This is a genomic window from Listeria innocua, from assembly GCF_028596125.1.
GTDB lineage: Bacteria > Bacillota > Bacilli > Lactobacillales > Listeriaceae > Listeria > Listeria innocua.
The window spans coordinates 2495103-2508795 of the sequence record NZ_CP117229.1; the positions used below are offsets into that span (position 1 = coordinate 2495103).

A 13693-nucleotide genomic window follows, 5' to 3' on the forward strand; every position below is an offset into this window, starting at 1 on the left:
ACGCCCTTTCTATCGTAATTCCAATTTATTTAGCTGTTATTTTTTCGTTCAGCCCAACTTCACTATTTTACATGTTATTTCTGGCAAGTACAACCTAAATTTTCTTAATTACATCAATTCTTCTTGACTATTTTATATCCGATGTAAAAGAATAGGATGGCCATTAAAAGAATTGGGATTGATCCAAGTTGAAAGTCGTAGAGAATATAGACTGCGACGCACAGAAACACGAAAAGCAGCGCCAAAATTATTAATCGCTTCATCATATGCTCTCCCCGTTTTTTTCAATTACCTATGTTTCTTTTAACTTTAGTACATTTTGGTTATGACGTCAACGAGTAACCTATATTTTTAGGATATCACATTTTTTCTGGTGCAGATACACCAAGAAGGGTCAAACCATTTCGAAGGGTAATTTGTGCTGTTTTAATCAGTGCTAGTCTCGCTTTTGTAACTTCTAGGTTATCCATATCGAGCACTTTATTACTATTATAAAAACGGTGGAATGCTGTCGCTAAATCATTTAAGTAGCGAACGATACGGTGTGGCGCTCTTTTTACTGCGGCTTCAGCAACAACATCTGCGAACTCACCTAATACTTTTAATAAGTCATATTCTGCTTCAGTTTCTAAAAGGCTCATATTAGCATCTTTTGAAACTTCCAAGCCTTGCTCTTTGCCAGAACGTAAAATACTAGAAATTCTCGCATGGGCATATTGTACATAATAAACAGGATTATCGTTGGACGTTGATTTTGCTAAACTCATATCGAAGTTCATATGAGTATCAGAACTACGCATTGCAAAGAAATATCTCGTCGCATCCAGACCAACTTCTTCAATTAAGTCACGCATTGTAACAGATTTACCAGTACGTTTACTCATTTTAACTTGCACGCCATCTTCAAATAAGTGAACCAGCTGAATGATTTCTACTTCTAATTGATTCGGTGAGTAACCAAGCGCTTCAATCGCAGCACGCATCCGCGGAATATAACCGTGATGATCCGCTCCCCAAATATCAATTAATACGTCGAAACCACGCTCTAATTTATTTAAATGATAAGCAATGTCTGGTAAGAAATAAGTGTAGCTACCATCTGATTTGATTAAAACTCGATCTTTATCATCTTCAAAATCAGTTGTTCTTAACCAAGTAGCTCCATCTTGCTCATAAATATAGCCATTTTCGCGTAAACGTTCTAAGGCAGGTAATACTTTGTTTTCTTCATATAATGACGTTTCTGAAAACCACTCATCAAAAGAAACACGGAATTCTTCTAAGTCTGCCCGTAGTTTTCCTGTTTCAAATGCAAGTGCATCTACACGGAAAACGGAACGGCGCTCTTCTTCGCTAGCATTCACATATTTATCGCCGTATTTAGCGGCTAAATCTTTCCCAAGTGCGATAATATCTGAACCGCGGTAACCATCCTCTGGAAATTCAGATTCTAAGCCTAACGCTTCAAAATAGCGCGCTTCTGCTGAAAGAACTAAATTATTAATTTGATTCCCAGCATCATTAATATAATATTCTCTGGAAACATCAAATCCGGCCATTTTCATAATGTTTGCAAGAGAATCTCCAATTGCAGCTCCACGGGCATGCCCAAGATGTAAGTCGCCAGTCGGGTTAGCGGAAACGAATTCAATTTGGAATTTTTCACCTTTACCGAAATCTGATTCTCCGTACTTTTTATCCTCAGTTAAGATGACTGGTACTAAATCTGTTAAATAAGCATTATCTAAATAAAAATTAATAAAACCAGGTCCAGCAATTTCTACTTCTTTAATTAATTTGGTGTCTTTTTTTAACTCAGGAACGATACTTTCGGCAATTTGACGAGGCGCTTTCTTAGCAACTCTAGCAAGCTGCATCGCAATATTAGTCGAATAATCTCCATGCTTCTTGTCTTTTGGTACTTCGAGTAAAATTTCTGGTACTTCTGTTTCTTCTAAACCAACCGCTTGAACAACTGCTTGTTTGATATGTTCAATTAGTTTGATTTGGTTCTCTTGCATGACATTCATTCTGCGTCCTCCTCTATTTTCATTAAAACAGTATATGAGCCGATGTATTCGCCGTGACTAAGCAAATCATATTGAAATGCAACTTCACTAAGCACATCCGGCTTATTTTCATATAGTTCTTCCATTGATACTAGTTCTGATTCTAATTGTAATTTCCCCGCCCCTGAATCAACAGAAGCAGTACTTCTCCTATTATCTCGGAAAAAGTGCATTCTCATATTTACGGCACCGCTTCTCATTAAAAGCAGCTCGTTGTCAGCAATTTTAAGAACCGTGCGAATCGTTCCAGCTAATTGTTTTTCCTCATAATGCAGATAGCGATTCCCTTTATCGCGGTAGAAAACACCCGAAACAGACATATCGGATTTCTCTTCTGCATCCATCTGACGGATGACATTGGTGATATGAATAGTTACTTTTTTTCGTTCCATTTGATTGGCTGTCATATCGCTTATTTACCCCTTTCCGGTCAGAAGAATAGACGCATTATATTATAGTGAAAAATAGCATGAAAAGCAACAGGTTAAAATGCTGATAGTCCGAAAATCATCAATATTATATCAAAAACAAACGGAATAACAGTGTCGAAAATTGGTTGAATAGTAAAATTGGAAATTGGTGTTAAAGCTATAACTAAGAAAATAAGCATTGCATAGCGTTCCACTGGCTCAAGTTTAGCTCTAGCTGACATCGGTAAGAATTCTACTAATATTTGGTAACCATCTAACGGTGGAATTGGAATTAAATTAAATACAAATAAAACAAGATTTAATTGCACAAAAATCATTAAAAACGTTTCCGTAACTGAACCGTAAGTGAAAAATGCATAGTTCAGAAAAAGAGCGTACAAACCAACACCAATCATTGCTAGTAGAAGGTTACTTACCGGACCAGCAAGAGTGACAAGAATACTACCAAGACGTCTTTTCTTTAATTTAAAACGATTGACTGGGGTTGGTTTCGCCCAACCGAATCCAGCAATTAAAATCATTAATAAGCCAAACAAATCAATATGTACAAGTGGATTTAGGGATAAACGACCTTGATTTTTTGCGGTATCATCCCCAAACGCTAGAGCTACTAACGCATGCGCCCATTCGTGAATCGTAAAGGCAATTAAAAGTGTAACTACAACATAAGGTATCATTTCAAGTGGATAAGCGAGAAAACTAGGCATAAGCGCCTCCTTTATCTTTTATAGAGTAATTTTTATGTGCTATAATGAAAAAAACTTTTATCGAGGTGAGAAAATGCCATTTGTTACCATTCAATTCTTAGAAGGTCGTAGTGATGACCAAAAGAAAGCTTTAGTCAGCGAAGTAACTGACGTAGTTTCTAAAAACCTAAAGGCGCCAAAAGAAAATATTCACGTAATTTTAGAAGAAATGAAAAAAACTGATTACGGTGTTGGCGGCGTAAGAAAATCTGATATTTAAGCATTACTAGAAGCAAGGTTTTAATCGCCTTGCTTCTTTTATTTTTCTTTTAATGAATGCGCATGAATTAATGAAATCATTCTTTCTGCTATCTCCGGCTCCACTCGTCCGCTTTCAATGAAGTCAAGCGGATAATATAGCTTGATGTCTGTTCGACGTTCCCGCCCGATTGCCTCAACAACTGGTGATTCAGTCGACAGTTCACGCAGTTCGCCATTTCCCATGAGCAGTTTTATAGGTTCTTTTCCACCACCAACGCCTGGAAGATAATAATCATACGGCAGGTCACTAGAGGAATCAACTACTAAATAGTACGAGGGATCGATATCAGCTTTTTCTAACAATCCTTTTAATTCAGCGTATAGTTCGGCATCTTCTTTCGGATTATAATTAAGATACCTGAGCAATCTTCTATTTAAAAAGCGGCTGCATAAATCGCTCAAAATCGGATCCGTTTCCTCTTGCCAAATTGAGAAATAGTACATTAAAACAATATCATCAAGCACAATATAGTCTTTTAAACTCACTTCATTTACAAAAAACGGTAAAACTTGAATGGGTGAGACTTTAAAATCATAACCCGCGCAATACAACTTCTTCGCTCGTTCGAGGATTTTCCATAACAATACTTCCCCACTACGGCTCACTGGATGAAAATACACTTGCTGATACATTTGGTAACGACTCATAATATAATCTTCCACAGCATGCATTCCGGAGTACTTCACAATAACTCCATTACCATCAGGGCTAGGTCGAAGCACTCGTAAAATCCGTTCTAAATCAAACTTCCCATAACTAACCCCTGTATAATACGCATCTCGTAATAAGTAATCCATTCGGTCTGCGTCAATTTGGCTTGAGATCAACTTGACTAGCGTTTGATTAGGATAGTTTTTCTTAATAATCGAGGCAACCTTGAGTGGAAAATCATCGCTAACTCGCGAAAGCACTTCGCTAACTTCTGTATTACCAATAATAATCGCTTGTGTATACTCCTCATGGTCCGTGCCAAAAACCTTCTCAAACGCATGAGAAAACGGACCATGACCTAAATCGTGTAAAAGCGCGGCACATAAAGCAACCATTCGTTCTTCAGAATCTAATTGTGGTTCTTTTGCAAAAGTCACATCAATAATTTGACGAACAATCTCATACACACCTAAAGAATGATTGAAACGACTATGTTCGGCTCCGTGGAACGTAAGCGAAGTCGTGCCTAATTGGTGTATTCGTCGCAACCGCTGAAATTCTTTTGTTGCAATTAAATCCCAAATTAACTTATCAGAAACATGTACGTAACCATGAACAGGATCTTTGAACACTTTTTCTTCAATTAACTTTTCCGTTAAATAACTCACGCTACCCTCTCCTTTTATGTAATTTAAGAAAGCACTTTATCATTTCGGGCAATTAAACGTTCATAGTAGGCTGGAAATAAATCGAGTTCTTCTGGTGTCAGGGTACCTGATTCAAGTTTTCCTGCATAATGACGCAAACTATTAAATAATCGTACTAAACATCCATTAACAGTCATATTCTCTTTCATTAAATCTGACAATGTACCCATAACTTCTGGCTTTACATCTGGAAAACTGTATTTGGTTTGCTTATCTTTTCCGCTGATTGTATAGAAATCACGAATTAGTTCCGAGCGCGCGGCTTGGTCACCTTCAACAGCTAAATAAATTTGAACAGCGACGCCTTTAGCCATTCTGCGCTGTGAAATACCAGCAAATTTCTGCCCTTGAATGCTAAGATCATAGCTTCCAGGACAATAAGAATTCACAATTTCTTTCGCTTCAATTACTTCATTACAATCTACAAACATATCTTTAATTAAGGTAAACATGGTTTCGTAACCTCGTTCAATCGCAATTCCACGTTCGGCATCTGGAAGTACCATTGACAAGTTAAGCACTCCTGAATCAAGCACAACCGCTAAACCACCGGAATTGCGCACAACGACTCGATAACCTTGTTCTTGCAAAAAAGCAATTCCTTTATCTATATCCGGTAACTTGGAATCTTGTATTCCAAGGGAAACTGTTTTTTCATGAACCCAGCCTCGAACAGTGGGCGGCACCATTCTTGCTCCAACTGAACGACATAACGTATCGTCAGTCGCAAAAGATTGAATAGCATCAAAAGCTGGATTGATTGTCGTGTTATCAATGAAACGCCATGCTTCTTGCTTTAGTAGTGTATTTTCAATGTCCATCTCTATGTCCTCCAAGAATTTCTTTTTGTTATTATAGCATATCCGTTCCGACTTTAGTTACAAACGGCTTAAAATAGCCATTTAATCGTTATTTTTGATTTTTCTGTACTTATTTTACTTTTTTACGTCTGATGTTGAAAACTAGGGCAGTAATGATTGATATAACAATAGATTTGGTAATTATATCTTTTTTCATTTTCATCGCCTCATTTCCTTTACCTTATTATAACAAACTTACCATACAAAAAAACCTAACTTCTGTAAAAGAAATTAGGTTCTGTATATCTAAAAGCCTAGGGAGCTTATTTAGCAAAAGATTACCAGTCGTAACGGTCTTTATTGTCGCGTTGACTTGTATGTTTCGGGGAATTTCCCCACATGCGATAAAGTAAATATCCAATTCCACCTAATACAAGGACTGGGAATAAGAAGTGAAGTGTAATTCCAACAATATCAAGTACGATATTAAGTGCAATAAATCCTAAAATAACTGTAAAAAATATTTTCCAAAAACTATTCATTTTCAATTCCTCATTTCTAATTTTTATTTACTACTTGCAAGTGGAACACTGTTTATTTCCTTGGCTTGAACGAGTAGTTCGTTGTCTTGAACGACGATTTTATACTGTTTGTTCTTTTTAAGTTGTGTAGTTGACATGAAGTTAACTTTGTGACTGTTTCCTTGATTATCTAGACACGATTCGCGGAAAGAATACCCTTTGAACTTTGACTTGGTAACTTCTTTTCCATCGTTTTTGATTGTAACGTAATATGTATTTGCTGCTGATCCAACTGGTGCCGAAAATTCAATTACAACCATTGTTAATACAAAAATTGCAGCCAGTAAACCGAAAAGTCCCTTTTTCATTGTTTTTACCGTCCTTTTTTGTTGATAGGTTTATTATAGGGGAGATTCAAAAAAGGAACGAACGGCTCTAGGCTGAAAATTGGTACATCCTAAGTCTTATTTTCATTCGGGTACAAAAAATGAGTCTAGTAAAGTTAACTAGACTCATTTTAAATTAATTTTTTTCAATCCATTTGTAGTTTTCTGATCCAATTGGATAGGTTGTATAGTTTTTAAGATTGCTTTTTTGCAAGTATGCTCGACCGCCTTGATACAGCGGAATGAGTACGGCGTTATCTTTCAGCAAGATTTGTTCGGCTTCTAGTAGGGCTTGCCATCTTTTTTCCGGATCTGCTGAGAGTTTACCTTTCGCTCCAAGGACTAGTTCATCGTATTTCGCGTCTGAGAAGCCTGTATGGTTTCCTGGGCTGTTTGTAAGGAATAGGTTGAGATATGTTAGTGGGTCTTGATAATCGCCTCCCCAACCTCCTAGTAGTAGTTCAAAGTCTTGTGTAACGTCCGCTTGGAAACTAGCTTGGTTCGTAACATTTTTTAGTTTGATAGTTAGTCCAGGAAGGTTTTCTTCCAATTGATTTTGGATAAATTCTGTTTGTTTGCGTTGTAGAGATGTATCACCACTTGTTAAAGTCAGTGTTAATTCTGATTTTCCAATTTCTTTTAAGCCTTGTTTCCAAGCGCTTATTGCTTCTTGTTGATCAAATTTGAGTAAATCACCATTTTGTTTACGGAAATCTTCTTTTGTTTCTGGATCGAACATAATATCAGCCGGAACGTCGCCATTTAAAGCTTTAGAACCGTTAGCAAGAAGTGTGTTGACCATGCCTGTTTTATCAATAGCCATTGCTAGAGCTCGACGTAAATTCAAGTTGGCTAAATCCGTTTTCATGCCATCTTTGCCTTGATTCATCTTCATATAGACAGAACGTCCAGTTGCTTCTTTATGGAAATTTTTATCATCTTTATATTGTTTAACAAATTCGCCGTCAAGCTCTACTCGGTCTAATTTATTTGTGTTGTATAAATTTAAGGCCGCATTGGTATCTTTGACGACAGTTACATGGATTTTCTCTGTAGGAACATTCTTTTTATCCCAATAAGTTGGGTTTTTAACGTAATCCCAAGTCATATTTGTGCCATTCCAATTTTCTAGTTTGTAAGGACCATTTGAAATTAAAGTGTCGCTTTTTGTTCCATAACGATCACCTTGTTTTTCCACGAATGCTTGGTTTTGTGGGAAGAACGTGCCAGTCGTTAAGAGCTCTTTGAAAATTGGTACAGGATTTTCTAATTCGATTTGAAGTGTTTTGTCGTCTAGCGCTTTAATTCCAAGTTCATCCGGGGACATTTCACCTTTTAAAATTTGGGTTGCGTTTTTGACAATTTCTTCCATTTGCGGTCCGTATGCAGCTGCTGTTTTTGGATCAACTATTTTTTTCCAAGCATACTCAAAATCATGAGCCGTCACTGGGTCGCCGTTAGACCACTTCGCATCATCGCGAATTTTGAAAATAAGTGTTTTCCCGCCATCTTTTTCTTCAGGTTCACTGGCAGCTAGAGCGAGTGCCGGTTTTCCATTTTTATCTAATCGATATAATCCTTCAAAAATCTGATTGATTACTCGAAAACTTACGCTATTGTCTGCGAGTGTTGGACTTGCATTTGGAATTCCACTCGTTTCCATGATGTTAACAACTTTTGCTTTCTTTTCTGATGTTACTTTTTCACTTTCCCCTTTATCGCCAGACTGACATGCTGTAAGTACTAGTAAACATAACAAACTGAGTGCCACTACCATTTTTCTGGCTGTTTTATGCAAAATTTCTCCTCCTCTTTTTGTAAGCGCTTTTTGATTACGCAAAAAAATGACGGACTTCCTGCCAAATTCGCGCAGAACTTCCGCCACCATTATAAACCGAAACTGTATCAATTGTAAATATAAACTGTTATATTTTTATTTCTTATTAAGATAAACTCCAGAGCCAACAACAATAACACACATCGTCATTAACATTGCTAACATTAAGTAGCTGGGATCATTTCGCATGAACAAAGCTAGGATAAAACAGATTGTACCAGCTATATTAAGTGTAACAGTTGTAATTTTTCTAAGTAGATTTCTTGACCATGCATCAATCTTTTTAAAACCAATCATCGTTAAAAATTTAAAGAGTTTTTTAGAATATTGAATGTAAGCTGCGACAACAAACATAAATGCTCCTGCTGTCACTAGCGATAGTCTGCCAGTTGGAATATCATAACCTAGCGCATATACAATTATACTCATTTGAATAATCGTAAGTAACACGAGTAACAGTCTAAAACAGTATTCAAATTCTAATAAACTCTCTTGATTCACTTTTTCTTTCCCGTAGTATTCCGTTCCTGTAAACATAATCATTAAAAAGGGAATCAGTATTAAGCCGAGCCACTTTTGCATAAACATATCTGGGGAGAAGTCCGTACCGAAATGCACCGCCACTTCAGAAGGTAGTAGCGGATATAACACAGCAGAAATTCCTACTGTGAAAAGAATTATCATACTAGGAAATAAACCAACTTTCCTCATTCCCCTCACCTCTTCCAATATAATTACTGGCAGTAGGCGACAAGTTCCTCCCTTGTTTCGATAAGTTGAACTTTCTCGGTATTCGCTAATTGCTCTTTTGTTTCATCAAAACCTTGTTCAGATAATGCACGTGTCGCTGGTAAATAAACTAATACAGAAAAGCCTGCCCTACTTAACTGTATAACCGTAGTTTTCACACAAAAATCAAATGCTAAACCTCCAACAAGAACTAAATCCACCTGTTGTTCTCTTAAATATTCTAGTACACCTGTTGAAAGCTGTTCGACAATATCGTGATAACAAGCGCCGTACGGATGAATGTCTGGCTCCATGCCTTTCCAAATAAAGTAATCATAATCCGTCACAACTGGCAATCCGTCTAATAATTCAAAACCTTTCGTACCGGGTTCGCAGTGTCTAACCCAAGTCCGGTCCGCATTTGGATATTCGAGTTCAGCCAGCATTTCGTCTTTGGAATCAACTACCCATACGGCATTTTTGGGATGCGCGTCTTTACTACCAATTCGTAGAGTAGCAAGACTTGCCATAAAATTAAGCTCCGGCACAATTTTGTCACCGCCCGAAACTGGTAATTCATCCGGACAAAGTGGTGTAAAGCCTTTTTGTGAATCAATATCAAAAGCTGCAATTTTCATTTACTTTTCCTCCAAATTTTTATAAGTAAGTTGAGCAAATTGTCCGAAACGAGTCACTTCTTCAAGTTCTAACGCATGTTCTTGATCTTCTTCAAATAACGGAATTCCTTTCCCTAAAATGATAGGCGCAATCGTAATTACAAACCGATCAATCGCCTTTTCTTTTAAAAATTGTTTCACTAACTGCGCGCCGCCGACAAGCCAGACTTTTTCACCATCGATGTTGTTTAGCCACGTATCTACTGTGCCAGCGACAAAATCAGCGTATTCGTCTTTTGTCCCTGCTTTTGTGTTAGAAAAAACATAGACATCTTTTTTACTATATGGAAAAGTATCTGTAAGCGAGAAAATTTGTTGATACGTAGTTCGTCCCATTACGACTGTATCCACGTTATCAAAGAAGGCCTCATAACCTGCATCGCCTTCGCTATCAACAGATTCTAGCCATTCTACGCTGCCGTTTTCATCCGCAATGTAGCCGTCCAAACTCACTGCGATATATAGCGCAACTTGTTTTTCACTCATAATCACTCAAATCCTTTCACTACTAATTTTCCAATCATTTTTCCGGATGAGATAATTTTGTGAGCTTCTTCTATCGTTTTTGCATTTACAGGAGATAAGACTTTATTTAATGTTGATGTTAAGTCTCCTTTATCTAGCATGCGCGCCGCTTCTGTAAGAATTTCATGCTGTTTGATTTTATCTTCTGTATTGTATTTCGAACGAGTAAACATAAATTCATAGCTAAAAGTAGCACTCTTGTCTTTTAAAAGAGACATCTTCACTGGTTCTGCAAGTTCCACAATCGAACAAATTTTTCCTTGTGGTCGAATTGCTTCTTGCATGTCATCCCAGTGAGCATTTGTATTATGCAAACACAAAATAAAGTCGACACCTTGTTCAAAACCAAGTTCTTTCAATTGTTTTGTTAAATTTTCTCGGTGATTAATGATGTGATTTGCACCGTGTTTCTTCGTCCATTCTATTGTTTCTTCACGTGATGCTGTAGCGATAACATTAAGTCCAATGTTTGCAGCTAGTTGAGTCGCAATCGAACCCACTCCCCCAGCTCCATTAATAATTAAAATGGATTTTCCTTTATCGGCTTCAACAATTCCCAAACGGTCAAAAAGAGCTTCCCATGCAGTAATAGTTGTCAGTGGCATCGCAGCGGCTTCTTCTAAACTTAAATGTTTGGGTTTTAAACCGACTAGCCGTTCATCAATTAACGTGAATTCAGCATATGCGCCAGGCCTTGTAACATCACCTGCGAAATACACTTCTTGTCCTGTTTTAAATAAAGTCACTTCTGAACCAATCTCCACTACTTCACCAACTGCATCCCAACCTAAAATCCTTACTTCATCTCCGGTTAGTTTGGTCGCTTCGCGTTGTTTAGTGTCTACTGGATTGATGGAAATCGCCTTAATTTTTACTAATAAATCATGATTTTCTGGCACTGGTTGTTTAATTTCCATATCCACGAAATCAGTTGATGCCTTTGTTAATCCTACCACTTTCATTTGACAACACCTCTCGTTTCCTTTTCCCGAATTTCTTAAAATAATGCACATTTACATAAAAAAGCCTCCTCAAATTTATAGAGAAGGCTTTAAAAGTTATTTTTCGTCGAGTATTTCGCTATCTTTGAATTTCATTTTTGCATTACAAGCTGGGCATTTTATTTTTATTTTGCCGCCGTGTGAATGAGTATGGTCGCTATCTTCTTTTTTTGTAAGAAGCATTTTGCTAGCTTTTTTTAGTAGTAGGATAGCGATAATAACACCGATGATTGTGAACATTGCTAGAACCCCGATAAATACTAAGGTTACGGCAACTACAGCGATAAAAGTTTTTTTCAAAAAATGACCTAAATCAACTTGTTCTTCCATCTAAACCAACTCCTCTAATTGATATAGTAATCATATCATGAAGTTGTATTAATTGCAGTGATGATGGTGAGCATGACTTCCTTCTAATTGAATCGTACTATGTTCTAGCGAGAAGTTTTCTTGTAAATAATGCTCAATATCAGTTAAAATTTTATCTCGGTCTGCGTCTTCAGCTACGGTTAAATGAGCTGTAAGAGCGTTAAAATCAGAAGTAATCGCCCATACATGTAAATCATGCACTTCAGTCACGCCATCTTGTTCTTGGAAGAAAGTTTTGATTTCTTCTGTATCAACGTTCGCAGGTTTCCCTTCCATCAAAATATGGATAGCGTCTTTTAACACGCGCCAGCCACTAACTAAAATTAGCGCTGCAACGATAACACTCGCGATTGGGTCAGCGATATTCCAGCCAAAGAAAATAATGAGTAGCGCAGCAGTAATAGCACCAACAGATCCAAGCAAGTCACCTAGCACATGCAAGAAAGCACTACGCATGTTCAAGTTTTCGCTCGTATCACCTTTCATTAAAATCCAAGCAACTAAAATATTAATAAGCAATCCAATGACAGAAATAGTCATCATTCCTGCTCCAATTACTTGTGGTGGGTCAAAGAAACGTCCAATTGCTTCATAGAAAATAAAAACAGAAATCCCAACGAGCGTCAATCCATTCAGAAATGCTGCTAAAATTTCAAAGCGTTTATAGCCATAGGTTTTATCAGAACTTGCTGCTTTTTCGCCGAACTTAAATGCAGCCAAACTTAAACCTAATGCCACAGCATCAGAAAGCATATGTCCAGCATCAGAAAGTAGTGCCAAACTATTGGTCATAATTCCACCAATAACTTCAACTATCATAAAAGTAGCGATTAGGATAAAACTAATAAATAATGATTTTTTGTTGGCATTATGCGTATGGTTATGGTTGTGACCATGTGCATGATCGTGATTATGTGCCATATGATTACTTCCCCTCTGTAAAGACCTAATTTCTTTATATGCATATGTTAGCATATATACATTTTTAACGCAAGCTTTCTTCAAAGAAAAAACTTCCACTCTTGATTTAAGTGGAAGTTTCACACATATTTTATAAAATTTCTTCTTGCATAAATAAGCCTAATCCACCAATATCATGATGTTTTGCAATTTTATCAGCTTTTTCTAAAGCAAGCGGAATACCGTTTTCCATAGCTACGCCAATCTCTGCTAGTTCAATCATGCCAACATCATTTTCATTATCACCAAAAGCGATAGTTGAATTTAAATTAATGTAACCATTATCTGCTAGGTATGTAAGGCCTTTTGCTTTATCAATACCTTCATTCATAATATCAATTAAATTAGATGCAGAAGCTAGGACAGATAGCGGTAAACCTTGCAGAGCTGCTTTGATTTCTGCTCGTTTTTCTAAGTCAGACTCAATTACGAGAACTTTTAGCGGGAACTCACCTTCGCGGAGCACACTGAAAGGATCTGTTGTTAAAGTAATTGGAACTTGCTCATTTTCTGATAAAGTTTTATTTAGCTCATTGAAGAAAGCGATTTTGCCAGTATTTGTTGGTCCAATAATTCGTTCTGTTGTATAAATATGGTAGTTAACACCTAATGGTTCAAGCGTTTCTAATACAGTATGCACTAGGTCTAACTCAATATTACTTTTATATAAAATTTCTCCAGTCGTAAAATCACGTACTAATCCACCATTACAAGAAATAACAGGTGTTTTAATATTGAGTTCATGGATAAATGGCAAAATAGCTAAGTCTAGTCGACCTGTCGCAAGGAAAAGTTTTTTTCCGTCTGCTTGCCAATTTATTAAAACTTCTTTATTTAGGGGATGAATTTGATCTCCTTTTTTTACGAGTAATGTTCCGTCCATGTCTGTAATAACTGTATCAATCGCTACATTTGCCAATAGTTTTCGCACCTTTCTATAATTCCGTTAGTATGTATTTTGATTATAGACGAGTTTCACATGATTGTCACGTCGATTTTTGGTATAATAATTTGGAATGGAG

At 36.9% G+C, this 13693-nt stretch carries 16 protein-coding genes; 1 reads left to right on the top strand and 15 read right to left on the bottom strand.

Annotated features, from left to right (window positions below):
- Nucleotides 1-359 precede the first annotated feature (359 nt).
- The 3 genes from argS to PQQ29_RS12975 form a co-directional block, all read right to left on the bottom strand.
- Nucleotides 360-2030 carry an arginine--tRNA ligase gene (gene argS / locus PQQ29_RS12965; protein WP_010991342.1) on the bottom strand — a complete coding sequence of 557 codons (1671 nt, stop codon included), beginning with the start codon at nucleotides 2028-2030 and terminating at the stop codon, nucleotides 360-362.
- Nucleotides 2027-2476 carry a YwiB family protein gene (locus PQQ29_RS12970; protein ID WP_003723610.1) on the bottom strand — a complete coding sequence of 150 codons (450 nt, stop codon included), beginning with the start codon at nucleotides 2474-2476 and terminating at the stop codon, nucleotides 2027-2029. Before PQQ29_RS12970 ends, argS begins: the two co-directional genes overlap by 4 nt.
- A gap of 77 nt (nucleotides 2477-2553) precedes the next feature.
- Nucleotides 2554-3207: a site-2 protease family protein gene (locus PQQ29_RS12975; RefSeq protein WP_003764039.1), complete on the bottom strand. Its 654-nt coding sequence runs from the start codon at nucleotides 3205-3207 to the stop codon at nucleotides 2554-2556.
- Between the two features lie 73 nt (nucleotides 3208-3280).
- Between PQQ29_RS12975 and PQQ29_RS12980 the strand changes: the two genes are divergently transcribed.
- Nucleotides 3281-3466 carry a 2-hydroxymuconate tautomerase gene (locus tag PQQ29_RS12980; protein ID WP_010991343.1) on the top strand — a complete coding sequence of 62 codons (186 nt, stop codon included), beginning with the start codon at nucleotides 3281-3283 and terminating at the stop codon, nucleotides 3464-3466.
- A 38-nt stretch (nucleotides 3467-3504) separates the two neighbouring features.
- Here PQQ29_RS12980 and PQQ29_RS12985 read toward each other — a convergent pair whose 3' ends face one another.
- The 12 genes from PQQ29_RS12985 to PQQ29_RS13040 all read right to left on the bottom strand — a co-directional run bounded on the left by PQQ29_RS12985 (nucleotide 3505) and on the right by PQQ29_RS13040 (nucleotide 13590).
- Nucleotides 3505-4827: an HD domain-containing protein gene (locus PQQ29_RS12985; RefSeq protein WP_003764042.1), complete on the bottom strand. Its 1323-nt coding sequence runs from the start codon at nucleotides 4825-4827 to the stop codon at nucleotides 3505-3507.
- Nucleotides 4828-4850: 23 nt separating this feature from the next.
- Nucleotides 4851-5687 (bottom strand): lipoyl-[GcvH]:protein N-lipoyltransferase, encoded by an 837-nt coding sequence (lipL, locus tag PQQ29_RS12990; RefSeq protein ID WP_003764044.1) that lies wholly within the window; start codon nucleotides 5685-5687, stop codon nucleotides 4851-4853.
- 317 nt (nucleotides 5688-6004) lie between these two features.
- Nucleotides 6005-6208: a hypothetical protein gene (locus PQQ29_RS12995; RefSeq protein ID WP_003764046.1), complete on the bottom strand. Its 204-nt coding sequence runs from the start codon at nucleotides 6206-6208 to the stop codon at nucleotides 6005-6007.
- A gap of 23 nt (nucleotides 6209-6231) precedes the next feature.
- Nucleotides 6232-6555 carry a YxeA family protein gene (locus PQQ29_RS13000; protein ID WP_003764048.1) on the bottom strand — a complete coding sequence of 108 codons (324 nt, stop codon included), beginning with the start codon at nucleotides 6553-6555 and terminating at the stop codon, nucleotides 6232-6234.
- 154 nt (nucleotides 6556-6709) lie between these two features.
- Entirely contained in the window at nucleotides 6710-8371 is a 1662-nt protein-coding gene (locus PQQ29_RS13005; RefSeq protein WP_010991344.1) for a peptide ABC transporter substrate-binding protein, read from the bottom strand.
- A gap of 135 nt (nucleotides 8372-8506) precedes the next feature.
- Nucleotides 8507-9121 (bottom strand): DUF1648 domain-containing protein, encoded by a 615-nt coding sequence (locus PQQ29_RS13010; protein ID WP_003764052.1) that lies wholly within the window; start codon nucleotides 9119-9121, stop codon nucleotides 8507-8509.
- A gap of 23 nt (nucleotides 9122-9144) precedes the next feature.
- Nucleotides 9145-9777 carry a nicotinamidase gene (locus PQQ29_RS13015; protein WP_010991345.1) on the bottom strand — a complete coding sequence of 211 codons (633 nt, stop codon included), beginning with the start codon at nucleotides 9775-9777 and terminating at the stop codon, nucleotides 9145-9147.
- On the bottom strand, nucleotides 9778-10302 hold the full coding sequence (locus PQQ29_RS13020; RefSeq protein WP_003768405.1) for a dihydrofolate reductase family protein: 525 nt from the start codon (nucleotides 10300-10302) through the stop codon (nucleotides 9778-9780).
- A gap of 2 nt (nucleotides 10303-10304) precedes the next feature.
- Entirely contained in the window at nucleotides 10305-11303 is a 999-nt protein-coding gene (locus PQQ29_RS13025; RefSeq protein ID WP_112120026.1) for a zinc-binding alcohol dehydrogenase family protein, read from the bottom strand.
- 96 nt (nucleotides 11304-11399) lie between these two features.
- On the bottom strand, nucleotides 11400-11672 hold the full coding sequence (locus tag PQQ29_RS13030) for a hypothetical protein (RefSeq protein WP_187983853.1): 273 nt from the start codon (nucleotides 11670-11672) through the stop codon (nucleotides 11400-11402).
- 48 nt (nucleotides 11673-11720) lie between these two features.
- Nucleotides 11721-12632 (bottom strand): cation diffusion facilitator family transporter, encoded by a 912-nt coding sequence (locus PQQ29_RS13035; RefSeq protein WP_010991348.1) that lies wholly within the window; start codon nucleotides 12630-12632, stop codon nucleotides 11721-11723.
- 130 nt (nucleotides 12633-12762) lie between these two features.
- Nucleotides 12763-13590, bottom strand: a complete 828-nt coding sequence (locus PQQ29_RS13040; RefSeq protein WP_010991349.1) for a Cof-type HAD-IIB family hydrolase — start codon at nucleotides 13588-13590, stop codon at nucleotides 12763-12765.
- Between the last annotated feature and the right edge of the window lie 103 nt (nucleotides 13591-13693).

Excerpts from the sequence above, each read along its gene's own strand:
- PQQ29_RS13030 (WP_187983853.1), bottom strand. The coding sequence starts at position 11,672 with ATGGAAGAACAAGTTGATTTAGGTCATTTTTTGAAAAAAACTTTTATC.
- PQQ29_RS12975 (WP_003764039.1), bottom strand. The coding sequence starts at position 3,207 with ATGCCTAGTTTTCTCGCTTATCCACTTGAAATGATACCTTATGTTGTA.
- PQQ29_RS13000 (WP_003764048.1), bottom strand. The coding sequence starts at position 6,555 with ATGAAAAAGGGACTTTTCGGTTTACTGGCTGCAATTTTTGTATTAACA.
- PQQ29_RS13025 (WP_112120026.1), bottom strand. The coding sequence starts at position 11,303 with ATGAAAGTGGTAGGATTAACAAAGGCATCAACTGATTTCGTGGATATG.
- PQQ29_RS12995 (WP_003764046.1), bottom strand. The coding sequence starts at position 6,208 with ATGAATAGTTTTTGGAAAATATTTTTTACAGTTATTTTAGGATTTATT.
- PQQ29_RS13035 (WP_010991348.1), bottom strand. The coding sequence starts at position 12,632 with ATGGCACATAATCACGATCATGCACATGGTCACAACCATAACCATACG.
- PQQ29_RS13010 (WP_003764052.1), bottom strand. The coding sequence starts at position 9,121 with ATGAGGAAAGTTGGTTTATTTCCTAGTATGATAATTCTTTTCACAGTA.
- PQQ29_RS13015 (WP_010991345.1), bottom strand. The coding sequence starts at position 9,777 with ATGAAAATTGCAGCTTTTGATATTGATTCACAAAAAGGCTTTACACCA.
- lipL (WP_003764044.1), bottom strand. The coding sequence starts at position 5,687 with ATGGACATTGAAAATACACTACTAAAGCAAGAAGCATGGCGTTTCATT.
- PQQ29_RS12970 (WP_003723610.1), bottom strand. The coding sequence starts at position 2,476 with ATGACAGCCAATCAAATGGAACGAAAAAAAGTAACTATTCATATCACC.
- argS (WP_010991342.1), bottom strand. The coding sequence starts at position 2,030 with ATGAATGTCATGCAAGAGAACCAAATCAAACTAATTGAACATATCAAA.
- PQQ29_RS13020 (WP_003768405.1), bottom strand. The coding sequence starts at position 10,302 with ATGAGTGAAAAACAAGTTGCGCTATATATCGCAGTGAGTTTGGACGGC.
- PQQ29_RS12980 (WP_010991343.1), top strand. The coding sequence starts at position 3,281 with ATGCCATTTGTTACCATTCAATTCTTAGAAGGTCGTAGTGATGACCAA.